Below are 21,204 nucleotides of genomic sequence, written 5' to 3' on the forward strand. Positions count from 1 at the left end.
TGGACGTCCGGGTCATCTGGTAAGACCAGAACCGCTCCAGGACACATCAAGCAAGGGCTTGCTGTCAAGGCGGCCAGGTGGCTGGACGGTTTGTTCGGTAGGGCCCAGGAACTATTGACAAGCCAATCCGATCGCACCAACCTGCTGGTAAGGCCAGAGCCTGCTGGCTAGACCAAACTTGTTCGAGGGTCGGAGGAGCCGTTGCCTCGAAGCGGATGTGGAGGAGGAACGCATGCAGCTTTCTAGGCTTCGCCTGACTTGTGCCTTGGGCGCCCTGATGCTCGCCAGCGCACCAGCGCTCGCTCAGGAAATCACGGTGGTCTGCGACGACCTCGGCTTTGGCTGCAACACGATGCAGCCCATCGCCGAGAGGTTCATGCAGGAGAACCCGGGAAAGACCGTCAACCTGGAAGTCGTCCCTTATCAGTCGATGCTCGAAAGCCTGCCGGTGCAGTTGGCGTCGGGCCAAGGCCCCGACGCAGCCATCGTCACCGACCTTGGCGGCCTCAGCCGCTATTACCTGGATCTCACGCCCTATGTTGATCCAGCCCTGTTCAACGAGAACTTCGAGCGGACCCTGCAATGGTTGCGCGGTGGCGACGCAAACAGCGCAGCGATCAATGGCATGCCGACTTCGCTGACGGTCAACGGGGGCTATGTCAACCTGACCTTGTTTGAACAGGCCGGGGTGCCGGTGCCTGAAGAAGGCGCCACCTGGGAGGAATGGGCCGAAGCGACACGCCAGGTTGCCGAAGCGACCGGCACCGACTTTGCAATGGAAATGGACCGATCGGGACACCGTTTTTCCAGCCTGGCAATAAGCTATGGGGCCGAACTCGTCGATGAGGCGGGCAATCCGGTGGTCGACGATGGCTTGCGCGCAGCCATCGAGCAGTTCGTGGCTTGGCACCAGGACGGCACCATGCCGATGGATTTGTGGGGCGCCGTGGGTGGCGCCACCCACCGCGAGCTGTTCTCGGACTTCCTCAACGCCAATACCGTGCTTTATTTCGGCGGCTCATGGACGCTAAGCCAGATGGACCAGGAAGTGGGAGACCTGTTCGACTGGAAGGTTATTGCCGCTCCATGCGGCCCCTCCTCCTGCACGGTCATGCCCGGTGGCGGCGCCTTGGTGGCGTTCCAGCACACCGACCAGCCTGAACTGGTGGGGGAGTTCATCAACTATCTGGCTCGGCCAGAGAATTTGAGCGAAGTGCTGGCAGCAGCCGTGGAAATCCCGGCTGCTTCCACCCTGATCGAAAGCGGCATCGAATATCCCGGCGCCTCGGAGCGGACCCAGGAAGCGCTTTCAACCTTTATCGCGCAGATTCCCAAGATGGCGCCGGCAGCGTACCGCTTCCAAGGCTGGCGCTACCAACGCGCAATGATGAATGCCCTGACCACCCGCATCAGCCAGGTCCTTAATGGCGAACTCGAGGTGGATGGCGCAATGGACCGGATCAAGCAGGACGTGAACCTGGCGATCGAAGCCGCCAAGGCGCAGTAAAGCTCAATCCGGGAGGGCGGCATGGGTGCTTCATCTCGTATTGCGCACGCTACGGGATCGGTATTTTCCCTGCCCGCGCGGGCAATCGAGCCGCTCATGGCGGGGCTGCAGAGGCTGATCGGCATCAAACGAATGCCGTGGTTCTTCCTGCTGCCCAACCTGGCTGCGGTGATCCTGTTCTCCCTGCTGCCCGTGTTTGTGAACATCTTTTATTCCTTCACGGGCAGCGACCGCCTTTACCCATCCGAACGCCCGTTCATCGGCACCTATAATTACGAGACGCTGCTGGATTGCGGCAATTATTTCGATCCTTCCACCTGTTCGCGCGACCTGTTCTGGCGCGCCCTCGGCAACAGCCTGGTGTTTGTGCCCACCCAGGTTGCAGCCATGATTGGCATCGCGCTGCTGACAGCTATCTGCCTTAACGGGGACATCAGGGGCCGCGGCTTTTTTCGCGGCGTGTTCTTTTTCCCAGTGATGCTGTCGCCAGTGGTGGTCGCCCTGACCTGGCAGTGGATTCTCCAGCGCACCGGCGTGATGAACGGCATTCTGACCAATCTTGGCATGGAGCCGGTGAACTGGCTGGTCCACGCCAACTCGGCATTCTTCTGGTCGGTGTTCGTCACCGTCTGGGCGCATATGGGCTTTTACACCATCATCCTGCTGGCGGGCCTGCAGGCGATCCCGCGCGACGTGTACGAGGCTGCCAAGATGGACTCCGCCAATCACTGGCGCGTTTTCACCCGCATCACCCTGCCGCTGCTGCGGCCAGTGCTGCTGGTGGTCTTCATCCTGGCGGTGATCCGCTCGGTGCAGACCTTTGATGAGCTTTACGTTCTAACGGGCGGCGGCCCAGGCTCGGCGACCCTGCTGATGGTGCAATATATTTACGAGATTGGCTTTGCCATCCAGCCGCGCAACTTCGGACTGGCCGCTGCCGCGTCCCTGCTGCTGGGGGTGGTGCTGCTCGTCTTCACCCTTGTCCAACTGCGCGTTTCGCGAGGATCGAGCAATGGCTGACCTGAGCTTGACGCGATCCGAGGGCGGAGTGAGGGCCATGCTGCTGGGCCGACGTGGCAGGGGGAAACTGGCGCTTTCCGACTTCCTAACCTACGGCTATCTGCTCCTTGGCGTGCTGATCATGTTCGCGCCCGTGGTTTGGGTCGTGCTGTCCTCGTTCAAAACCCCAGCGGCGCTGCAGGAATTTCCACCGACACTTTTGCCCTATTCAACCGAACAGGTGATGGTCGAAGGCTATGATCAGAGCTTGCCCCTGTTCGACGTCACGACTGAAAGCGGCGAGGTGGTTCAACTCGCGCAGATTCGGCGAGTGGGCCTTAATGCCCAGATGGTCGATCCGGCCAATCCTGAGGCCGGCCGCATCGTTGTACCGGTTGCTAACGCCATGCCCGTGCGCAAGGTGCATTTTGCCGTCGAGAACTATGTCCAGCTGCTCGCCAGTTCGGGCAGCGATATCTGGCGGTTCGTGTTCAACAGCCTGTTCATCACCGTTGCAGCCACAGTGATTACCTTGATCATGAACTCGATGGCGGCGTTTGCCCTGTCCAAGTACCGGTTCCGCGGTGACGGGTTGGCGCTCGTGGCGATCCTTTCAACGCTGATGATTCCGGCTACCGTGGTGCTGGTCCCCACCTATCTGATTGTTGCCCAGCTGGGGCTCGTCAATAATCTGTGGGGCGTCATCCTGCCCACCGTGGCCACGCCTACAGGCGTGTTCCTGCTGCGGCAATATATGCTGACCATTCCTGACGAGCTGATTGAGGCGGCGCGGATGGACCATGCCAGCGAGTGGCGCATCTTTTGGCGCATCATCCTGCCCCTGTCTTCGCCCGCTTTGGCGGTGGTGGCGATCTTTTCCATTCTTTCTCGCTGGAATGACTTCCTGCTGCCACTGGTAGTGCTCAATCGGCGCGAAGTGTTCACCCTCCAGCTCGCCCTCGCCTCTTATCAGGACGAGAATGTCGTTCGGTATGAACAGCTGCTGGCGATGACCACCCTTACGGCATTGCCGCTCGCCTTCGCATTCATTTTCCTGCAGCGCTACATAACCAGTGGCATTGCCTCAACCGGGATCAAGTGAGGTCCGCATGGCAAATCTCGTGCTTGAAAGCCTCAACAAATCCTTCGGCCTCGTGGAAGTGATCCCCAGCGTCGATCTGGAAATCGCGGACGGGGAGTTTGTGGTGTTTGTCGGCCCGTCGGGCTGCGGCAAGTCGACCCTGCTGCGCCTGATTGCCGGTCTCGAAGACGCGACTTCCGGCGACATTCGCATCGATGGGCAGAGCGTGATCAACGTTCCGGCCGCCGACCGGGGCGTGGCCATGGTGTTCCAGTCCTACGCCCTATACCCCCATATGACGGTTCGGGAGAATCTCAGTTTCGGCCTCGAAAACATCCGCATGCCCAAGCAGGAGATCGAACAACGGGTGCTCAGCGCCGCCACGCTCCTGCAGATCGAGCAATTGCTGGAGCGTCGACCCAAGCAACTTTCCGGCGGACAACGGCAGCGTGTCGCGATCGGGCGAGCCATCACGCGGGACCCGAAAATCTTCCTGTTTGACGAACCGCTGTCCAATCTTGACGCAGAGCTGCGGGTGCTGATGCGGGTTGAGATCACGAGCCTGCACCAGCGGCTAGGCAATACGATGATCTATGTCACCCATGACCAGATCGAGGCCATGACCATGGCCGACAAGATCGTGGTTCTGCGCCAAGGCAAGATCGAGCAGGTTGGGGCTCCCCTCGATCTTTACAACCGGCCGCGCAACAGCTTCGTGGCCGGCTTCATCGGCTCGCCACGGATGAATTTTGTGGAAACGGTGGTGGCGGCCAACAATGATGCAGGGCTGACTCTCTCAGGCGAAGGCCTGCCCGACCTGACCTTGCCGGTGCGTCGCGTGCCCTTGCAAACCGGGGCAAGCGCAACGCTCGGGATCCGCCCCGAACATCTGGTCTCCTCCAACACAGGCTGGCCCGTTCAGGTCAAGGTGGCAGAGCAGCATGGCGCCAGCAGCTACCTGCACTGCACCATGCCCAACGGCACGGCGTTACTGGTGCATGAGGCCGGCCAAAGCGGGTTGCGGAGCGGGGACGCACTCCATGTCACCCCAGCCACCGGGCAATGGCACTTGTTTGATGAACAGGGCTTGCGGGTCGAGGGCGAACTCATCGGCCCCGCTTGAAGACGAGAACTTCGCCGGTCTCGAAGTCAAGCACTCACGAGCCCGGAACCAGCGGACTCGACGCAAGCCAATGCTCGGCGGCAAACCCTTGCACACGAACCAAGGCAGCAGCCTGTTCAAAACGATCAGGGAAGGAGATGGGGGCCGGGAGCCGGGCGCTTTGCCCGGCGGCGTTGGTGGAGGGGACTGGATTCGAACCAGTGTACGCTAAGCGGTCAGATTTACAGTCTGATGGATTTAACCACTCTCCCACCCCTCCACTGCAACTTCGCCGTTGGGCAGGAAACGATGCACCGAAGCGCGTCGTCGGGGCGGTTTATGGGTGCCCTGCCCGCTCGTGTCAACACCCCTGACCCGGTTGCCCGCAAGAAAACGAAAACGGGGCACTTCCACCATGCCCCTCTGCTTGCCGGAGCGACGCAAAGAGGCTAACGCTCGGCCATGAGCATCAACAAATTTCCCCCCAAGCAGCGCTACAATCCCGATGACGGCCCGGTCTATCTTTATGGCTTTCATACCGTCCGCGCCGCGCTGGACAATCCCGGTCGCGTCAAGAAGGCGCTGCTGGCCACGCCCAATGCCTTGTTGCGGCTGCGCGAAAGCGGCGAGCTGGGCAAGGTCAAGGTGACCGAAACCACGCCCAAGGAGCTTGATCGGCTCTTGGGGGCCGATGCCGTGCACCAGGGCGTAGCGCTGGAAGTGGATCCGGTCAGCCGGTTCGGGCTCGACGATATCGACCCGCTCAAGCTCGTGGTGGTGCTCGACCAGATCACCGACCCGCATAATGTCGGCGCTATTCTGCGCACCGCCTGCGCCTTTGGCGCCGATGCGGTGATTACCACTGCGCGCCATTCCCCGCGGGAGACCGGGGTGATGGCCAAGTCGGCCTCGGGTGCGCTTGATCTCGTGCCCATGATCGAGGTGCGCAATCTCGGCGATGCGTTGGAAAAGCTGAAAAAGCGCGGCATGCTGGTGCTGGGCTTTGATTCTGAAAGCGAGCAACAACTCAAGCCCCGCACTGACGATCAGCCGCTCGCCATCGTTATGGGAGCGGAAGGCAAGGGCTTGCGGCAGCGCACGCGCGAGCTTTGCGACGAGATGGTCAAGCTCGACATGCCCGGTCCCATCAAGTCCCTCAACGTTTCCAATGCGGCAGCGATCGCGCTGTTTGCTGCAACTGCAGGACGGTCTGCATGAGCCAGTTCGAGCCATTTGCCATTGCCTTGCGGCTTTCGGGCGTCAGCATCACCCAGCGTGATTTGGACACGGCGCTCAAGCAGCTGACCAGCCGTTACGAGCCGGAAGACGCCGACAACAACTGGTATGCGCAAGTGGACCTCGATACGGCCAATCCGGTTCGGGCCGTACTCGAGCTGGCGGAACGATCGGGCCCCGCCATCGAGGCCATGCTGGAAGATCGGCGGCTGGGCCGGGCGGTGCTGGACCTGGCCTTTGATTTCCCCGAAGCGGGAGAATCGATGTCGGCCCGCCTGCCCGCGCATCTCGCCGCCGCGGTGGCGGTGCATGGGATCGACATCGAAGTGTCGGTTTACCTCACCGATGTCGAGGACGACGAAGAGTAGCTCTGCTTACTCGCTTGCTGCGGCCAAGGCCCGCCGCACCAGTGGATCAAGCGCGCTGAGAAAGGCCGAGCGATCAGCGCGACCAAAACTCGCATTGTAGCCCTTGCTTTCCCCGGTTTCGCGAAGGTGCTGCTTGAGCTCGCGCATGGCGAGCGCCATGCCGATGGAGTTCTGGGTAAAGGGCTTGCCGGTAAAGCCGAGCACATGGCAGCCCTTTTCGAGGGCGCGACTGGCCAGCGGAATGTCGGCGGTCAAAACGATGTCGTTGGCCTGCGCCTGCTCGACAATCCAGTCGTCGGCGGCATCGGCGCCGGCGGGTACCACGACCACCCGCACCATCGGATCCCGCGAGGGCCGCACCCCGCCATTGCTAACAAAGACCAGCGCCACCCCCAGCCGTTCGGCAACGCGAAGCGCCTCGTCCTTGACCGGGCAGGCATCGGCATCAACGTAAATGGTGGGTGCCGCCATAAAATCCATGCGTTTTTGGAGCAAGGGAGCCTGACCCGGCCGCAGCCGGATCAGGCGCACTGCATCAGTAAACCACGACCGAGCGGATGCTTTCGCCGGAATGCATCATCTCAAAGCCCTTGTTGATGTCGTCGAGGCGCAGCGTATGGGTGATCATGGGATCGATCTCGATCTTGCCATTGAGATACCAGTCAACGATTTTCGGCACATCGGTGCGGCCGCGCGCGCCACCAAAGGCGGTGCCCATCCAGGTGCGGCCGGTGACGAGCTGGAACGGGCGGGTGGAGATTTCCTGGCCGGCAGCGGCGACGCCGATCACCACCGATTTGCCCCAACCGCGATGGCTGGCTTCAAGGGCCTGGCGCATGACCTTGGTGTTGCCGGTGCAGTCGAAGGTGTAGTCGGCACCGCCGATCAGGTCGCCCCGCCGTTTGGTCAGGTTGACGAGATAGGGGACGACGTCGCCTTCGATCTCGGTGGGGTTGACGAAGTGGGTCATGCCGAAGCGTTCGCCCCAGGCCTTCTTGTCGTTGTTGATGTCAACGCCGATGATCATGTCGGCGCCGGCCAGACGCAGGCCCTGGATGACGTTGAGGCCGATGCCGCCGAGACCAAAGACGACGGCAGTGGCGCCGATCTCGACCTTGGCGGTGTTGATCACCGCGCCCACGCCCGTGGTGACGCCGCAGCCGACATAGCAGACCTTGTCGAAGGCCGCGGCCGGGTCGATCTTGGCGACGGCGATCTCGGGCAAGACAGTGTAGTTGGAGAAGGTCGAGCAGCCCATATAATGGTGGATCGGCTTGCCTTCGAACGAGAAGCGCGAGGTGCCGTCGGGCATCAGCCCCTGCCCTTGCGTGGTGCGGATGGCGGTGCACAGATTGGTCTTGCGCGACAGGCAAGACGGGCATTCACGGCATTCGGGCGTATACAGAGGGATGACGTGGTCGCCCTTTTTCACCGAAGTGACGCCGGCGCCGACATCCACAACCACGCCTGCGCCTTCATGGCCGAGAATGGCGGGAAACAGCCCTTCCGGATCGGCCCCAGAAAGGGTGAAATCGTCGGTGTGACAGATACCTGTCGCCTTGATCTCCACGAGAACTTCGCCCGCGCGAGGACCTTCAAGATCGACCTCGACAATCTCGAGCGGCTTGCCGGCCTGAAAGGCAACGGCGGCACGGGTTTTCATGGCTGGGACTCCTTTGGTGGTGCGGGCAAGGTTTGGCACAGCCAAGGGCAGGCGGCAAGTTTGCGGGGCGCGGCCCGGAGGCGCACCCGAGCACCGCTCAGATCAGATCGGCAGGGGCAGCCGGAAGGGGCGCCCCTGCCCGGCCGCCGGCGCTAGAGATCAACGAAGGTGGTGAAGCCGCCGAAAATCATTCGCTTCATGTCGATCGGTGCCTTTTCCATCAGCCCGGTGAGCTCGGGGTCGTTCATGACCTTGGCGTTGACGGCATCGCGCTGTTCGCGCGATTGATAAAGCACCCAGGAAAATATCACGACTTCATCCTCGGTAGCCATCACAGCGCGCGGGAAGGATGTCAGCTCCCCGTAGGGCACGTCATCGGCGACGGCTTCCTTGTAGGCCAAGGCGCCGTAGGCCATCCAGGCCTCGCCCGCCCGGCGGGCAATTTCCTTGTATTGCTCCAGAAAGCTCTTCGGCACGGCAAGAACATATCCATCAACATAGGGCATGGTGCACCTCCTTGTTGATGCTGACGCTTGAAGACGCCACGATCCTACATTTGCCAAGGCACGACTGGGCAATCTTGGGGTTTGATCGGCGCCAAACGAGTCCGGGCAAATGTCGAGCTTCGCGCCGAATGTGAAGGATCGATTCAAAAGGTGATGACGTTCAGGCCGGAGTATCTCCCAGCCCCTGGTGTCCGATGACCGAGCAGATCTCCGTCCTGATCGTTGAAGACGAACCGCTTATCCGCATGAACATTGTCGCGGTGTTCGAGAATGAGGGTTTTAAGGTGCATGAAGCAGCCGGCGCCGCAGCGGCGCTAGCGCTGCTGTATTCGCACGTGGCGGTGCACGCCATGTTCACCGATGTGGATCTGGACGGGGGAATGGACGGCTTGACGCTGGCCGCGGCAGTGCGGGACGAATGGCCCGACATCAAGATTGTGGTGGCCTCGGGCGTCCGGCGGGTGAGCCCGCGCGAAGTGCCGGACGGGAAATTTTTCGTAAAGCCTTATAACCCTGAGACAATCGTCGCGACCGTGCGCGAACTAGTCGAGGCATGACGCTGTTAAGACTCGGGCCACCCTGTTCAGGGTGGCTCTATTAACGCTAGGTCCGGCTGCGACTGGCTTCGACCGGCTTGCTGTGTTCCAAACGCTCTGCCGCATCAAGCGCATTCATGAGTGCGAGGCCAGATTGCGCCATATGAGCGGGAATACGGGTGAGTTCACGCCCGACATGTCGGGCGTTCCAGCCCGTGAACATGTCGACGATCGAGAACGAACCATCGGCGTCGGAATTGAGGATATATCGGTTTGCCATGGAGAAAACTGTAACAGAGTCGCACAACCTTGGAAGGGCGGCGCCGGGGTTATTCACCAAAAATACACCGGAGTTAACAGGTCCGTATCGCGGACTTAAGCCAGCAAGCGTTTGGTTAAGATTAACCACTGGTTAAGTCACTGCTGGATCGCCACTTTTCGCCGTGCAACAAGCAATTCACGGTTATTCACAACCACACCAACATGGCCACTCAAGCCGGAGGATACACAATGGCAACTGAACTCGACAACAAGGCGGCAGCGGCTGCACTCAACGCAAATGCATCTCCAGAATTCCTGCGCCAGAACCGGGCTCCTACCAAGGACCTTGGCGCAACGCGTTATGTAGACATGCATGGGCGCGATGAATTCGACCACAACATCATGAGCCACCGCACCCAGCTCGAAATGCTGCACACCCAGATCACCAATCTCGACCAGACCATCGAACTCGAGCAGCAGAAGCTGCGCGAAAGCAAGGCCGCGCTCGAGGCGAGCTATCACGCCCGCGCTCGTTTGCTGCACCTGCGTGAAGCCATGCTCCACTTCGTGCTCGAGCTGGAACGCGGCGACCAATAGGCGACGGTGCTGGTTGGTGTGATTGCGGCGGTCGTTGTCCTCGGACAGCGGCCGCCGTTTGCATTTCGGGATTTGGGCTGCAATGGGCCAGTGCCCCAGGCGGCCGGTTTGTCCACGCTAACAATACCGGTTAGGGTTACGACGCGATGGGGTTGGACCCCGACGGCTGTGGGTTCTAAGCCCGGGGCAAGCCGGAACCCTCCTCATGCGTCGCACGCTTCTCCTGACCAGCCTTTTTGTTCTCTCGCTGGCCTTCATGGCCACCGCATATAGCCTCACCCCGGCCTGAGAGTGGCGGGCAAGCCGCACTAGCATAGAACAGGCCGGAACATTCAGGCATCGAGGCGATTACCCCTTGCACAAGGCTTTACCGCAAGGGTTCCCATGCCGCTTCAATTTCTGTTCCGCTTTCTCGCCAACCTCATCTCCCTCGCCATCCTGATTGCGGCTGGCTATCTGCTGTGGTCGTGGTGGGATGGCGATCTCGTCCGCCAAACCGACGGCACGATTGTGCGGGTGCGCGAGGACTGGCTGCTGTGGGTGGGGCTGGCTGGCCTCGCCTTTTCCTTTCTGGGTCGACCGCTGGTGGTTCTGCTGCTGGCGGGTGCCGACAAGGACCGTACTGCTCCGGTCCGTGGCAATGGCACCACGATCGAGGCGCCAAACGGCGCCCAGCTTTATGTGGAGCAGGCAGGGGCACCCGGCGGCGAAACAATCATCCTGACCCATGGCTGGAGCATGGACAGCACGATCTGGAATTACGCCAAACGCGATCTGGGCCAGCAGTTCCGGGTCGTCAGCTGGGATCTGCCCGGGCTGGGGAAATCGCGTGGCGAGATCAGCCTGGAAGCATTCGCGGCTGATCTGGCCGCGGTGATCGCCTGGACCGGTGCAGCTCGCGTCGTGTTGGTTGGGCACAGCATTGGTGGCATGACCATCCAGACCCTGGCGCGTGACCATGCGGGGGTGTTCGACACCAAAGTGGCCGGGGTAGTTCTGGTCAACACCACCTATACCAACCCGCTCAAGACCATGATCTTGCCGCGCTTCATGCAGGCGCTGCGCTTTCCGGTGCTGGAGCCCCTGATGAAGCTGACCAAATGGCTGTTGCCCCTCAGCCAGCTGAGTGCATGGCAGAGCTATCTCAGCGGCACCGCGCATATGGCCAACCGTCTGGGTTTTGGCAAATACGTGACGCGCAGCCAGCTTGATCACACCACGCTGCTTAGCACGCGCAATTCCCAGGCCGCTATCGCTGATGGCAATCTGGCGATGTTCCGCTGGGATGCAACTGGCGCAACCGCAAAGCTGCAGGTGCCAGTTCTGGTGCTGGCGGGCGAGGTCGACATCGTGACCAAACCGGTTGCGAGCGAAACCATCGCCGGATACACGCCAACCGCCACGCTCCGGAAGATCGAAGGCGTGAACCATATGGGCTTTCTCGAGCGGTCGGACGTTTACAATCCGGCCATCGCCGAATTTGCTGCCGCCGCGCTGGCAACGGGGCGCACTGGCTCGCAGACGACACCAAGCTTCGGCTAAGTTTTTCGGCTTGGGCAAACAATCCCGGCGCTCACTTCCCACTTGAAGTGAGCGCCGGCATCGTGTTTCAGCAGCACGAACCTGGACGCGACGAGAGGACAAAGTCAGTTGGGCCTGCTGAACGAACTGACCGTGGGTTTGCTCGCCTCCCGCATTGGGGCTTTCCTGATTTATACGGCGGTGCTGGGTGGCCTGCTGGCGCTGTTTGCGCGGCTGCTCGGTTTCCTGCGCCCCAAGCATGAAGGTCGGCTGACCGCCAATCCCTTTGCCCATCTGTCGGTCTGGGGGCTGGCGATGGGGACGCTGTTTCAGATGGGGTGGATTCGCTCTATGTGGCTGGACGTAGACGGCAGCGGCAACAGCCGCCTTCGCGCTGCGGCAGTCGCGATCCTTGGGCTCGCAGCGGTGTTGCTGTTGATCCCGCTGTTCTGGTGGCTACGGCCGCTGCTGCAGGTCGCCCTCCCCCGCACCGGCGGCTACGCCGTGCTTGGGGTGGTGCTGGAGTTGCAGCGCATTACCTTGGCTACAACCATCCTGAACATCCTGCCGCTCCCAGGGCTCGTTGGGGGCTTGTTCCTGCAGGCGGCCTTTCCAGCGGCGGAAAAGAAGATCCGCCGGTGGGAGCCGTTCGTGCTGGCAGGTCTTGTGGTGCTGCTCGTGACGGGCTGGCTGCCTGCTGCGATGGCCCAGCTGCTGGGCTAAGCCAACAACTGGCGCGTGAGCCATTGGCTCACGCGCAGGATCAGTTATTGATCGCCGGCTTGGCCGGTATAGCCATATTTGTCCAGCAAGGTCTGGATAGTGCCGTCGGCAACAAGGGCGTCGATGGCCTGGTCAACCTGGGTGCGCAAGAAGGCGTCCCGGCTCGAGACCACGGCGCCGACCTTGATCGCGGTCGCAGGCACCGGGGCAAGTTCAATCACCCGCAAAGCCGCCGCCTCAGGCACCTCGCTCTGGAGCTTGCGCAACGCGGGCTGCCAGAGCAGCATGCCACCAAGCGTGCCGTCGAGCACGCGCTTGGCCATTAGCGAATTGTCCGCATAGGGCAAACGCTTCCAGCGCTCGGCTTCGGGCTGCTGCAGCGACCACGTAATATACACCAGCTCGCCCACGCTTTGCAGCGCAGTGCCGATCTTGCGGTCATGCGGAATGTCGGCCCAGCTGTTCCAGTTGGCATCCTCCACCGCAAGCACGAACGGAATGGTGGCATAGGGACGGGTCACGGCAGCCCATTCGGGAAAGGGCGAGTTGGTTTGCACCGAAACACCCATGAACATGTCGCAGGTGTTGTTCATGGCCAGCATCAGCTCGTCCATGAAGCCGTCGCCGTTTACCGGAAAGCCGCCAAAGCCTTCCTTGACGTTGACCTGCAGGAACAGCGCATCCCCAATGGCCTGGGCGACGTCGTGGTCGAAAGCGCTGATGACGCTGCTGGTGTCGAAACAGACATTGATCTGGTCGCCGTTCTGGCGGCGCGAATTGTCGAGCAGTTCACCCGGCACGCTGCTGGTTTGGGCCAGGGCTTGGCCCGACAGCAGCAGCGCCATTGAAAGCGCGAGAGTGCGAAGCATGAGGTTCTCCAAAATAAAGAAAGGGGCCGAAGCCCCTTTCAATTGATCGCGCCGGAAGCTTATTCCTTCGGCAGCTTGTAGACGAAGACCGAGTTGCCCGAACCGGTCGGCAGCGGAATCTCGGGGAAGGCAGATGAGATCGAGCTGGCCGAGTTGCTGTAGCCGGTTGGGATGGCGACATACTGCTCGCCGTCGATCTCGTAGGTCATTGGGTAACCACCGATCGGGGCGTTCAGGCGCTGTTCCCAAAGGACCTCGCCGGTATCCTGATCCCAGGCCTTGACGAAGCGGGCAGCGTCGCCGCCGAACACCAGACCACCGCCGGTTGCCAGAACCGAGCTGGTCATGGACGGACGCTCACGCGCCTGCCACTTGGACTCGGCCTGAGTCGGGTTGATGTCGAGAGCCTGCAGCAGGCCAGCATCGGTGATGCCTTCTGGCAGAACGCGTGGGCCGAACTTGACCGCACCAACGGCATTGCCGGCGGTGAATTCAGTCTGGGTCGGCGCAACGGTGTTGCAAGCCTCGGTCAGGGGCACGAAGAAGGTCTGGGTCAAGGGGCTGTAGGAGCCGGCCTGCCAGAGCTTGCCGCCCGACACCGAAGTACACACCAGGTGTTCCTGGCCAACGGCTTCGGAGATCAGGTCCTCGTTGATGTGCACGGTGCCATCAGGATCAACACCGGTGACGACGTTCTGAACAACGGTTTCCTTGTGCCACAGATACTTGCCAGTGTCGCGGTCAAGGCCGAAGGCGATGCCGTTCTTGCCGGGAACGCTGATCAGCAGGTGATGCATCTCGCCGTCGATTTCCTGGTCAACCAGGATACGCTCGAACGGGCTGTCCAGATCCCAGTTATCGCGCGGCAGGTGCTGGTAGTACCACTTCAGCTCGCCCGTATCGGCGTCGAGAGCCAGGGTCGAGTTGGTGTAGAGCACGTTGCCGTCACCCGAACCGCGGATCAGCTCGGCATAGGGGCCAGGCATACCAATGCCCCAGAAGGTGGTGTTGGTGCGAGCGTCATAGGCACCGGTTGCCCAGGGCGTACCGCCCCAACGGTTTTCCGGCGGCACTTCGCCCCAGCTTGCCTGCTGCTCAGGATTGTTGGGGTCGTCGATGGTGTTGAAGCGCCACAACTCTTCGCCAGTGTTGGCGTCGTGAGCCAGGATAAAGCAACCACCGGCGGTGCCGGCGATTGAGCAGCCCGAGATGGCCGAGATGATCTTGTCCTTAACGATCAGCGGCCCAATCGTGTAGGAATAGCCCAGGTTGTAATCGAGAACCTGCTTTTCCCACACGACCTTGCCGTCTGCTGCGTTGAGCATGACGATCTTGGCGTCGGGTGTGGTCAGAACGATCTTGTCCTCATAAAGAGCGATCGAGTTCTTCTGGCGGCGGGCCTGGTTGGCCTGGTAGCTCCACGAGGTCGGGATCTCGGGCATGGCATGGCGGTACTGCCAGATCAGGTCGCCGGTCTTGGCGTCGAGCGCCTCGACGATAGCGTTGCTGGTCTGCAGGAACATCACGCCGTCATGCACCAGGGGAGCGGTTTCCTGGATGCCGGCTTCAGCCATGGGCCAGGCCCAGGCGAGTTCGAGATCCTTGACCGTGTCCTTGTTGACCAGATCGAGCGGGCTGTAGCCCTGGTTGTCGCGGGTGCCACGCCACATCAGCCATTCTTCAGCTGGAGGGTTTTCCAGCATTTCTTCGGTGACGGGCTTGTAGTCTTCGCGCACGCCCTGGGCGAAAGCTGCGCCGGACAATGCCATCATGGCTGTCGTCGCCACCAAGACTGATTTCAAAACACCGATTTTCATCGATTCTCTCCAATGGTGCGCGTCGCGGACGCGCTTAGATGCAGTGAGTTAGTTGGTTGCCCCGGGCAATGGCTTGCCATAGGTGAAGGCCTGCGGAACGGCCGGTTCAGCAGCCGCAGTAGGCGCAGCTGCTGCCGCTGGTGGCGCGCCACCAGGCAATTGCTTGCCCCAGGTGAAGGCCTGCGGCACGGTCGTCTCTGGCGTGGCAGTCGCAGCTTCGGCCGGAGCAGACGGCGTTGCAGCGGCCCCAGCTGCGGTTTCTTCCGGCAGCGAGATGGATGCCAGCAGTTCTGGATCGGCAGTCATGGGCGTGTCACCGGGCTGAGCGCCGTTGAACGACATGATATAGGCGACGATGTTAACATAGACGTCTTCGCCGAGCAGGCCGGGGGCCGAAGGCGGCATGGCGACGCTGATGAAGTCATAAAGACCGGCAGCGGTATACCAGTTCTGCATTACGTCGCGTCCGGCCAGGCCGGGGGCGTCGGGGCCCTCAAGCTGGAAGCCGTGGCATTGTGCGCAGTTGGAATCGTACGAGGACTTCCCCGCTTCCGCTTGTTCCGCCGTAAAGCCGGCGGCAGTGGCAGCGCCACTCCCAAGCAGCCCGAGGGTCAGCGACAGCAATGTGGCGCTGACAAATAGCCCTTTGGATCTTTCGATCACGATAACCTCCCAAAGGTGGTGAGTTGGATGGCACGCCCGTGAGCGCGCCCGAAGCGATAGTGGTCATATCGTTGCACCTGCACGCCTAAACCTCAAACCCGCCGGCTTCAATAGGTAACTGAGGCGTAACGATGCGAAGTTCAGATTGCTTTCGCGTATAGCTACAATGAGCCTTGTTCAGGAAGAACCCCGCCTAGCCCGTAGCGTTCTCGCAGATTATCAACGGTTCCGCTTTCCTGCAGGTGCTCCATTGCCGCCCGAACGGCGCGCATCAGCGTCTGGTCGCCTTTCCACAAGCCGAGAGCCATCTGGTAGCGCGGCAGATCCTGCGCCGGGAGCCATGACAGCGTGAACTCGGGCGGCAGGCTCCCAATGGCACTCGCCGCGAATCGCTCGGCAAATCCCACCTGCGCCCTTCCCTCGCTTAGCGCACGGGTCAGATCATCGGGGCCGCTGACCAATACGGGCCGCAATCCCCGCGCGCGCAGCCAGCTCGACAGCGCCAGGCGGTCAAGACCGCTGGAGCCCGGTAGCACGGCCGCAGCAGCACTTCCAGATGGCAGTTCTCCGCGAGGCGCTATGGCCACCCAGCCGGTTTCGGCCGTGGTAGGAATGGTCTGGAGAAAGCCGCGCGTTTGCAGCGTATCGGTGAGGCCACCCGCGATCATGTCACACTGGGCACGGGAAAGTTGCCAGTTGCGTGGATTGAAGTCGCGGCCCATCGATGGCAGGGCGTTGACGATGAGCCGAACACCGATGGAGTCGGCGATGTGCTGAGCCAGCTCGATGTCGAACCCAGGCTGCGCGGGATCACCGGTAACCAGCGGCGGATAGCTCGGGGGGACGCAGAGTTTAAGGACCCCCGCCTGCCGCCGCTCCTTGAGCGAAGTGTCGGGCGGCAGGAAGCTTACGGCAAACAGCAGCGCCGCGATCAGCGCGAGGTTGGCCGCTGCCCGCAGCCAGCGATGCGGGCGCTTCGTGCTCATGACCGGCCGAAATCCACGAGGGCCAGCACAAAGAACACGATGGCCATGCCGACCACAATCGCGGGGCCATAGCTGGGCGTGAACTGATTGAAGCCGATCAGCACCCCGCGCAGCGTATCGACCGCATAGGTGATCGGATTGATTTGCACCAGGAACACCAGCCATTCCGGGTAGCTGGCGGTGGTCTGGGTGCGGCTGAGGGCCGGGTCGAGCGGAAACACCGAGGACGAGGTGAAATAAAGCGGCAAAATCAGCGTGTTGGAGAAAACTCCGAAGCCTTCAAAACTGCGCACTCGAGCCGCGAGGATCACCCCAAAGCAGGTCAGCCCGAAGGACAGCAGGAACATGAATGCCAGGGCCGTCACCACCTGTTCGGGCGTCATGGTGACATCGGCAAACCGGGCCAGGATCAACACCACCGCGCCGTGCAGCGTCGCGACAGTGCTGCCGCCCAGCACCTTGCCGAGCAGGACAAGCGGCTTGGGCATGGGCGAAACCAGCACTTCCCGGAGAAAGCCGAATTCACGATCCCAGATCACCGACACCGCGAACTGGATCGAGGTGTACATGATGTTGAGCACGATAACGGCGGGGAACAGGAACTGCAGATAGGTATAGGGGATGACATAGCGCACCTCGCCATAAACCTCGCCGCGGAAATAAGGGTTGAGCCCGACGCCGAGGATCAGGAGCCAGATCAGCGGACGGCTGACGCCGCCGATCATCTGGCCGCGATCGCGCGTCGCGCGGGTGACCTCGCGCAGCCACACGCCATAAACGCCGCGCAAAAGGGGCATGATCGCGGTCATGGTGTGCCTCGCAGATTAAGTTTGCCAGCACGGGGTTGAACGGCCGATGGCGACGGATGACGCTGAGGGAGGAGGAACGGTACGAACATGATCATCGCCGCCCTGCCCTTCTGCCCGCCGCCTGCTCCGCGTCGCGCCGGCCGGCGGCGCGGTCGCGCAGCTCGGTTCCCGTCAGGGCGAGGAACACGCTTTCGAGGCTGGGCTGTTCGAGGCGCATTTCGCTGAGCTGGCTGCCAAAGCTGGCAAGGAAATGATCGACAAAGCCTTCGTCCGTCACCGGCACGGCAAGGCGATTGCTGCCCAGGTCGCGCGTTTCGGGGAAGCGCTGGAGGATCGCTTGGCGCACGCCCTCGTCCCGGGGCACAACATGGAGCCAGCTGCGGCCATGAGCTAGCTTGAGTTCAGCGGGACTGCCCTGGTTCACGATGACGCCGTTGTTGATGATGCACACCTGATCTGCGGTCTCCACCTCCTCGATATAGTGGGTCGTGGTGAGTACCGTCAGTTCGCGCTCGCGGCGCAGTTGATCGAGATATTGCCAGATGCGCTCGCGCGTCTGGGCATCAAGGCCAACCGTGGGCTCATCGAGAAACAGGATGGCTGGGTTGTGTAGCAGCGCCCGGGCGATCTCGAGGCGCCGGCGCATGCCGCCCGAAAAGCTGCGCACAATGGCATCGCGCCAGTCTTCCAGCTCAACCAGGGCCAGCATCTCGCCGATGCGCTGCCGCCGGTCCCGCGCGGCCATGCCGTAAACCAGACCGTGGAAGTTCAGGTTCTCGTAGGCACTCAGGCGATCATCGAGGCTGGAGTCCTGAAACACGACCCCGATGCGCTTGCGCGCGGCCGTCGGGCTGCGCCTGACATCAATGCCATCCACCTCGGCGGTGCCGCTGTCGGCCTTCTGCAGCGTACACAAGATGCTGATCAGCGTGGTCTTGCCGGCCCCGTTTGGACCCAACAGGGCAAAGCTGGAACCGCGCGCGATGGTGAGGGAGACTTTGTCGAGGGCCAGTTTCCCGGCATAGCTATGCGACAAATTGTCAACGAAAATAGAGGGTACAATCACTTCCGGCCCCCTCCCGAGGTGGGCAAATCTACGCGAACCGCCCCGCCCAAGCCTGTGGTAGCGCTGGGATTTCTGTGAAATCGGATCATGCGTGCTTTTGCGTCATAGAGGGGGCGAGAGCAAGCGCTGAACAACCTGTTCACAGGTGCGGTCCGGTTGGCAAACCACATTTCATTTCCTATCTGAACCTCAGACGCCGGTGGCATTCACTTTCGATAAGTGACTGACATGCGGGAACACCACGGCGTACTTCCGGTTGTAGTAGTAGTTCCTTCAGGAGGCTAAAATTCGTATTCTCAAAACTCTCGGTCTTGCAGCCGTAGCGGTATCCGCTTTCGCACTCCCCGCTTTCGCTGCTGACCATCAGGTCCAGATGCTCAACAAGGGCGAGGACGGCACGATGGTGTTCGAGCCAGCGCTGACCGAAATTGCCGTTGGCGACACTGTCACCTTCGTGCCCACCGACAAGGGCCACAACGCCGAAACCATTGCCGGCATGCTGCCCGAAGGCGCTACCCCGTTTAAGGGCAAGCTCAATGAAGAAATCACCGTGACCTTCGACACCGAAGGTGTTTACGGCGTCAAGTGCGCTCCGCACTTCGGCATGGGCATGGTGGCCCTGGTTGTTGTCGGCGAGCCGACCAATCTGGAAGAAGCCAAGAGCGTCAAGGTTCCGCCCAAGGCACAGTCGCGTTTCGACGCCATGTATGCTGAGTTGGCCGAATAATCTGTTTGGCTAAGCGGCCCTTTCCGGTCGAGTTGCCACTATCTGATTAAAAGCCTGCCGCTCTTTCGGGAGCGGCAGGCTTTTTTGCAGGGGCGGAAAGGACCTATTCGGGCTTTGCGTCCTCGGGCAGCATTTCCAGATGCATGTTCAAGGCGGGCAGGCTTGCTGCAGCATATTCCTTGATCGGGCCGGCTTCGCCAGCCTCGGCATAGGACGAGAACAGTGAAATCGCGTCCTGATGGGCCTGATACTGCATCTTGAGATAGTCCATGTCGAAGTCGGTCGAGGCTTCAAGCGTGTCCATCATCTGTTGATGCACCGGATCAAGCACGGTTGGCACCGCAATCTCGATGCCGGTCGCGGCTACCGCATCCGTCAGGGCTTCGGAATTGGCGGTGTGCTCATCGATCATGTGCTGGGCGAATTCCTTGACGTCGTCGCGCTCGGCTTTTTCCAGCGCCAGCTTGCTGGACTCGATTTCAAAGGTGCCGGAAAAGCCAGCCTGTTCGATGAACTGGGGCGTCTCCACCGGCGTGCGCGCCGTTGTGCTGGCGGATGGGTTTGCGGCCGGGGCCGCGCCACCGGCGGCAGGAGCGGCGTCCTGGGCAAAAGCCGTGCCGGACATCAGAACAAGGGCAGCTAGGGCTAGAATTCGCATCGTCGTCTCCTCTGTGTGTGTCCTTCAGGAACGACTGGAGATTCCGTTTGTTCCGATGTGCGCGGTTAGGGAGAGCTACAGGAAGCAACTCGGCGACCAGCCAACACTAAAAGCGTGCAAGATCGCTCCCTGCAGGGGTGTTCGACCCGTCGCAATGGCGTTAGCTTGAGCTAACCTGTTCCGCCAGTTGAGATCCTTCAATGAACACCAGTGCCGTCTTCGCCCGTGTCGTTGCCGCCGTAGGCGCGGTTGCCGTTGCCGTCCGCCACTCGGGCGACGGCCCCCGCCCGCCGGTTTACGGCACTGCCCCCACCATTCCGGCGCCAAAGCCACAGGGCAGCATCCCAACCCTCAAGATGCCGACGGCGAAAGGCTGGGAACCGGGGCACACCCCAACAGCCGCAGCCGGGCTCAAGGTCAATGCCTTTGCGGCCAAGCTCGACCACCCGCGCAACATGCATGTGCTGCCCAATGGCGATGTGCTGGTGGCTGAATCCATGGGCGAATCGGGGGAGGCCAAGTCGCTGTTCGACCATGCGATGTCGAGCACGATGAAGCGCGCCAAGGCTTCGGGCACCAGCCCGAACCGCATTACCCTCTTGCGCGATGCCGACGGGGACGGCGTGGCCGAGATCCGGCATGTGTTCATCGACAATGTGCGCCAGCCCTATGGCATGGTGCTGATCGGCGACACGCTTTATGTCGGTGCGAGCGACGCGGTGCTGGCCTATCCCTACGAGGCTGGTGCCACCCAGATCACGGCGGCACCCCGCAAGCTCATGAGCACCAAGCCGGGCGGGCACTGGACGCGCAATCTCATCGCCAGCGCCGATGGCTCCAAGCTTTTTGTGGCCGTGGGCTCGCTCAGCAATATCGGTGACGCGGGCATGGAAGCCGAAATCGATCGCGCCTGCATCCACGAACTGGACCTCGCGACCGGCCAATCGCGCATCTTTGCCGGTGGTCTGCGCAATCCGGTGGGTCTGGCTTGGCAGCCGAGCAATGGTTCGCTCTGGACCGTGGTCAACGAGCGCGACGGCTTGGGCGATGAGACCCCGCCCGATTACCTGACCTCAGTGCGCGATGGCGGCTTTTATGGCTGGCCCTACAGCTATTGGGGTCAAACCGTAGATGACCGGGTGCCCCAGGACGCGACCAAGGTCGCGACGGCCCTCGCACCCGATTATGCGCTGGGCGGGCACACGGCGTCGCTCGGCCTTTGTTGGTTGCCGGAAGGTACCCTGCCCGGCTTCCCCGCGGGCATGGCCATCGGCCAGCATGGCTCGTGGAACCGCAGCACGCTCAGCGGCTACAAGCTCTGTTTCGTTGCGTTCGAGAATGGCAAGCCTATCGGGCTGCCGCGCGACATTCTCACCGGCTTCCTGTCGGCCGACGAGAAGTTCTCCTTTGGCCGGCCGGTGGGCGTAACCATTGCTGCCGACAAGTCGGTGCTGATGGCGGACGATGTGGGTGATGTGATCTGGCGCATCACCGGCGCCTGAACGTAAA

The 21,204-nt window shown here is 61.6% G+C and carries 23 protein-coding genes and 1 tRNA gene; 12 read left to right on the forward strand and 12 right to left on the reverse strand.

From position 1 onward, the window contains the following. Positions 1–232 precede the first annotated feature (232 nt). From AC3YOG_RS08410 to AC3YOG_RS08425, 4 genes are all read left to right on the forward strand, one after another. Positions 233–1,507: an ABC transporter substrate-binding protein gene (locus tag AC3YOG_RS08410; protein WP_489934742.1), complete on the forward strand. Its 1,275-nt coding sequence runs from the start codon at positions 233–235 to the stop codon at positions 1,505–1,507. A gap of 96 nt (positions 1,508–1,603) precedes the next feature. Then, entirely contained in the window at positions 1,604–2,527 is a 924-nt protein-coding gene (locus AC3YOG_RS08415; protein ID WP_489935259.1) for a carbohydrate ABC transporter permease, read from the forward strand. Continuing rightward, entirely contained in the window at positions 2,520–3,608 is a 1,089-nt protein-coding gene (locus AC3YOG_RS08420; protein WP_172123117.1) for a carbohydrate ABC transporter permease, read from the forward strand. The genes AC3YOG_RS08415 and AC3YOG_RS08420 overlap by 8 nt, the downstream gene beginning before the upstream one ends. 7 nt (positions 3,609–3,615) lie before the next feature. After that, positions 3,616–4,710: an ABC transporter ATP-binding protein gene (locus tag AC3YOG_RS08425; protein WP_489934743.1), complete on the forward strand. Its 1,095-nt coding sequence runs from the start codon at positions 3,616–3,618 to the stop codon at positions 4,708–4,710. Between the two features lie 174 nt (positions 4,711–4,884). Here AC3YOG_RS08425 and AC3YOG_RS08430 read toward each other — a convergent pair. Next, positions 4,885–4,969: transfer RNA gene (locus AC3YOG_RS08430), tRNA-Tyr, on the reverse strand. Positions 4,970–5,151: 182 nt separating this feature from the next. Here AC3YOG_RS08430 and rlmB point away from each other — a divergent pair. Beyond that, on the forward strand, positions 5,152–5,907 hold the full coding sequence (gene rlmB / locus AC3YOG_RS08435; protein WP_489934744.1) for a 23S rRNA (guanosine(2251)-2'-O)-methyltransferase RlmB: 756 nt from the start codon (positions 5,152–5,154) through the stop codon (positions 5,905–5,907). Beyond that, positions 5,904–6,293: a hypothetical protein gene (locus tag AC3YOG_RS08440; RefSeq protein WP_127752852.1), complete on the forward strand. Its 390-nt coding sequence runs from the start codon at positions 5,904–5,906 to the stop codon at positions 6,291–6,293. The genes rlmB and AC3YOG_RS08440 overlap by 4 nt, the downstream gene beginning before the upstream one ends. Before the next feature lie 6 nt (positions 6,294–6,299). Here the strand turns inward: AC3YOG_RS08440 and AC3YOG_RS08445 are convergent, their stop codons facing one another. The 3 genes from AC3YOG_RS08445 to AC3YOG_RS08455 all read right to left on the reverse strand — a co-directional run bounded on the left by AC3YOG_RS08445 (position 6,300) and on the right by AC3YOG_RS08455 (position 8,462). Then, positions 6,300–6,764 carry a YaiI/YqxD family protein gene (locus AC3YOG_RS08445; RefSeq protein WP_489890197.1) on the reverse strand — a complete coding sequence of 155 codons (465 nt, stop codon included), beginning with the start codon at positions 6,762–6,764 and terminating at the stop codon, positions 6,300–6,302. 64 nt (positions 6,765–6,828) lie between these two features. Then, positions 6,829–7,956: an S-(hydroxymethyl)glutathione dehydrogenase/class III alcohol dehydrogenase gene (locus tag AC3YOG_RS08450; RefSeq protein ID WP_489934745.1), complete on the reverse strand. Its 1,128-nt coding sequence runs from the start codon at positions 7,954–7,956 to the stop codon at positions 6,829–6,831. A 152-nt stretch (positions 7,957–8,108) separates the two neighbouring features. After that, positions 8,109–8,462 (reverse strand): DUF1428 domain-containing protein, encoded by a 354-nt coding sequence (locus AC3YOG_RS08455; RefSeq protein WP_489890046.1) that lies wholly within the window; start codon positions 8,460–8,462, stop codon positions 8,109–8,111. Between the two features lie 194 nt (positions 8,463–8,656). On the opposite strand from AC3YOG_RS08455, the gene AC3YOG_RS08460 reads away from it, so the two are divergent. Further along, on the forward strand, positions 8,657–9,019 hold the full coding sequence (locus AC3YOG_RS08460; protein ID WP_127752847.1) for a response regulator: 363 nt from the start codon (positions 8,657–8,659) through the stop codon (positions 9,017–9,019). A 46-nt stretch (positions 9,020–9,065) separates the two neighbouring features. On the opposite strand, the gene AC3YOG_RS08465 is transcribed toward AC3YOG_RS08460, so the two are convergent. Beyond that, complete coding sequence (locus AC3YOG_RS08465; protein ID WP_127752846.1) at positions 9,066–9,278, reverse strand: hypothetical protein; 213 nt, start codon at positions 9,276–9,278, stop codon at positions 9,066–9,068. 230 nt (positions 9,279–9,508) lie between these two features. Here AC3YOG_RS08465 and AC3YOG_RS08470 point away from each other — a divergent pair, with 230 nt between their 5' ends. The 3 genes from AC3YOG_RS08470 (at position 9,509) to AC3YOG_RS08480 (ending at position 12,100) form a co-directional block, all read left to right on the forward strand. Then, positions 9,509–9,856: a hypothetical protein gene (locus AC3YOG_RS08470; protein ID WP_127752845.1), complete on the forward strand. Its 348-nt coding sequence runs from the start codon at positions 9,509–9,511 to the stop codon at positions 9,854–9,856. A gap of 384 nt (positions 9,857–10,240) precedes the next feature. Next, entirely contained in the window at positions 10,241–11,398 is a 1,158-nt protein-coding gene (locus AC3YOG_RS08475) for an alpha/beta fold hydrolase (protein ID WP_489934746.1), read from the forward strand. A 108-nt stretch (positions 11,399–11,506) separates the two neighbouring features. Continuing rightward, complete coding sequence (locus tag AC3YOG_RS08480; RefSeq protein WP_489934747.1) at positions 11,507–12,100, forward strand: zinc metalloprotease; 594 nt, start codon at positions 11,507–11,509, stop codon at positions 12,098–12,100. Positions 12,101–12,144: 44 nt separating this feature from the next. Here AC3YOG_RS08480 and AC3YOG_RS08485 read toward each other — a convergent pair whose 3' ends face one another. From AC3YOG_RS08485 to AC3YOG_RS08510, 6 genes are all read right to left on the reverse strand, one after another. Beyond that, positions 12,145–12,969 (reverse strand): substrate-binding periplasmic protein, encoded by an 825-nt coding sequence (locus AC3YOG_RS08485; protein WP_127752842.1) that lies wholly within the window; start codon positions 12,967–12,969, stop codon positions 12,145–12,147. 59 nt (positions 12,970–13,028) lie between these two features. Beyond that, a complete protein-coding gene (locus AC3YOG_RS08490; protein WP_172123111.1) occupies positions 13,029–14,786 on the reverse strand; it encodes a pyrroloquinoline quinone-dependent dehydrogenase in 1,758 nt (585 codons plus the stop codon). A gap of 48 nt (positions 14,787–14,834) precedes the next feature. After that, the gene (locus AC3YOG_RS08495) at positions 14,835–15,449 is read right to left on the reverse strand and encodes a c-type cytochrome (protein WP_164854790.1); all 615 of its coding nucleotides are present in this window, start codon (positions 15,447–15,449) and stop codon (positions 14,835–14,837) included. Positions 15,450–15,610: 161 nt separating this feature from the next. Then, a complete protein-coding gene (locus AC3YOG_RS08500) occupies positions 15,611–16,435 on the reverse strand; it encodes a substrate-binding periplasmic protein (protein ID WP_489934748.1) in 825 nt (274 codons plus the stop codon). Then, complete coding sequence (locus tag AC3YOG_RS08505) at positions 16,432–17,244, reverse strand: ABC transporter permease (protein ID WP_489890052.1); 813 nt, start codon at positions 17,242–17,244, stop codon at positions 16,432–16,434. Before AC3YOG_RS08505 ends, AC3YOG_RS08500 begins: the two co-directional genes overlap by 4 nt. Positions 17,245–17,335: 91 nt before the next feature. Beyond that, complete coding sequence (locus AC3YOG_RS08510) at positions 17,336–18,310, reverse strand: ABC transporter ATP-binding protein (protein WP_489934749.1); 975 nt, start codon at positions 18,308–18,310, stop codon at positions 17,336–17,338. A gap of 373 nt (positions 18,311–18,683) precedes the next feature. On the opposite strand from AC3YOG_RS08510, the gene AC3YOG_RS08515 reads away from it, so the two are divergent. After that, entirely contained in the window at positions 18,684–19,037 is a 354-nt protein-coding gene (locus tag AC3YOG_RS08515; RefSeq protein ID WP_127752837.1) for a pseudoazurin, read from the forward strand. 103 nt (positions 19,038–19,140) lie between these two features. On the opposite strand, the gene AC3YOG_RS08520 is transcribed toward AC3YOG_RS08515, so the two are convergent. Further along, positions 19,141–19,695, reverse strand: a complete 555-nt coding sequence (locus tag AC3YOG_RS08520; protein WP_127752836.1) for a DUF4142 domain-containing protein — start codon at positions 19,693–19,695, stop codon at positions 19,141–19,143. 200 nt (positions 19,696–19,895) lie between these two features. On the opposite strand from AC3YOG_RS08520, the gene AC3YOG_RS08525 reads away from it, so the two are divergent. After that, entirely contained in the window at positions 19,896–21,197 is a 1,302-nt protein-coding gene (locus tag AC3YOG_RS08525; protein ID WP_489934750.1) for a PQQ-dependent sugar dehydrogenase, read from the forward strand. Positions 21,198–21,204: the final 7 nt, after the last annotated feature.

It is taken from the genome of Devosia sp. Z6_126, from assembly GCF_058133495.1.

Bases quoted from the DNA above. Each gene is read 5' to 3' on its own strand.
- AC3YOG_RS08410 (WP_489934742.1), top strand. From the start codon at position 233: ATGCAGCTTTCTAGGCTTCGCCTGACTTGTGCCTTGGGCGCCCTGATG.
- AC3YOG_RS08415 (WP_489935259.1), top strand. From the start codon at position 1,604: ATGGCGGGGCTGCAGAGGCTGATCGGCATCAAACGAATGCCGTGGTTC.
- AC3YOG_RS08420 (WP_172123117.1), top strand. From the start codon at position 2,520: ATGGCTGACCTGAGCTTGACGCGATCCGAGGGCGGAGTGAGGGCCATG.
- AC3YOG_RS08425 (WP_489934743.1), top strand. From the start codon at position 3,616: ATGGCAAATCTCGTGCTTGAAAGCCTCAACAAATCCTTCGGCCTCGTG.
- rlmB (WP_489934744.1), top strand. From the start codon at position 5,152: ATGAGCATCAACAAATTTCCCCCCAAGCAGCGCTACAATCCCGATGAC.
- AC3YOG_RS08440 (WP_127752852.1), top strand. From the start codon at position 5,904: ATGAGCCAGTTCGAGCCATTTGCCATTGCCTTGCGGCTTTCGGGCGTC.
- AC3YOG_RS08445 (WP_489890197.1), bottom strand. From the start codon at position 6,764: ATGGCGGCACCCACCATTTACGTTGATGCCGATGCCTGCCCGGTCAAG.
- AC3YOG_RS08450 (WP_489934745.1), bottom strand. From the start codon at position 7,956: ATGAAAACCCGTGCCGCCGTTGCCTTTCAGGCCGGCAAGCCGCTCGAG.
- AC3YOG_RS08455 (WP_489890046.1), bottom strand. From the start codon at position 8,462: ATGCCCTATGTTGATGGATATGTTCTTGCCGTGCCGAAGAGCTTTCTG.
- AC3YOG_RS08460 (WP_127752847.1), top strand. From the start codon at position 8,657: ATGACCGAGCAGATCTCCGTCCTGATCGTTGAAGACGAACCGCTTATC.
- AC3YOG_RS08465 (WP_127752846.1), bottom strand. From the start codon at position 9,278: ATGGCAAACCGATATATCCTCAATTCCGACGCCGATGGTTCGTTCTCG.
- AC3YOG_RS08470 (WP_127752845.1), top strand. From the start codon at position 9,509: ATGGCAACTGAACTCGACAACAAGGCGGCAGCGGCTGCACTCAACGCA.
- AC3YOG_RS08475 (WP_489934746.1), top strand. From the start codon at position 10,241: ATGCCGCTTCAATTTCTGTTCCGCTTTCTCGCCAACCTCATCTCCCTC.
- AC3YOG_RS08485 (WP_127752842.1), bottom strand. From the start codon at position 12,969: ATGCTTCGCACTCTCGCGCTTTCAATGGCGCTGCTGCTGTCGGGCCAA.
- AC3YOG_RS08490 (WP_172123111.1), bottom strand. From the start codon at position 14,786: ATGAAAATCGGTGTTTTGAAATCAGTCTTGGTGGCGACGACAGCCATG.
- AC3YOG_RS08500 (WP_489934748.1), bottom strand. From the start codon at position 16,435: ATGAGCACGAAGCGCCCGCATCGCTGGCTGCGGGCAGCGGCCAACCTC.
- AC3YOG_RS08505 (WP_489890052.1), bottom strand. From the start codon at position 17,244: ATGACCGCGATCATGCCCCTTTTGCGCGGCGTTTATGGCGTGTGGCTG.
- AC3YOG_RS08515 (WP_127752837.1), top strand. From the start codon at position 18,684: ATGCTCAACAAGGGCGAGGACGGCACGATGGTGTTCGAGCCAGCGCTG.
- AC3YOG_RS08520 (WP_127752836.1), bottom strand. From the start codon at position 19,695: ATGCGAATTCTAGCCCTAGCTGCCCTTGTTCTGATGTCCGGCACGGCT.
- AC3YOG_RS08525 (WP_489934750.1), top strand. From the start codon at position 19,896: ATGAACACCAGTGCCGTCTTCGCCCGTGTCGTTGCCGCCGTAGGCGCG.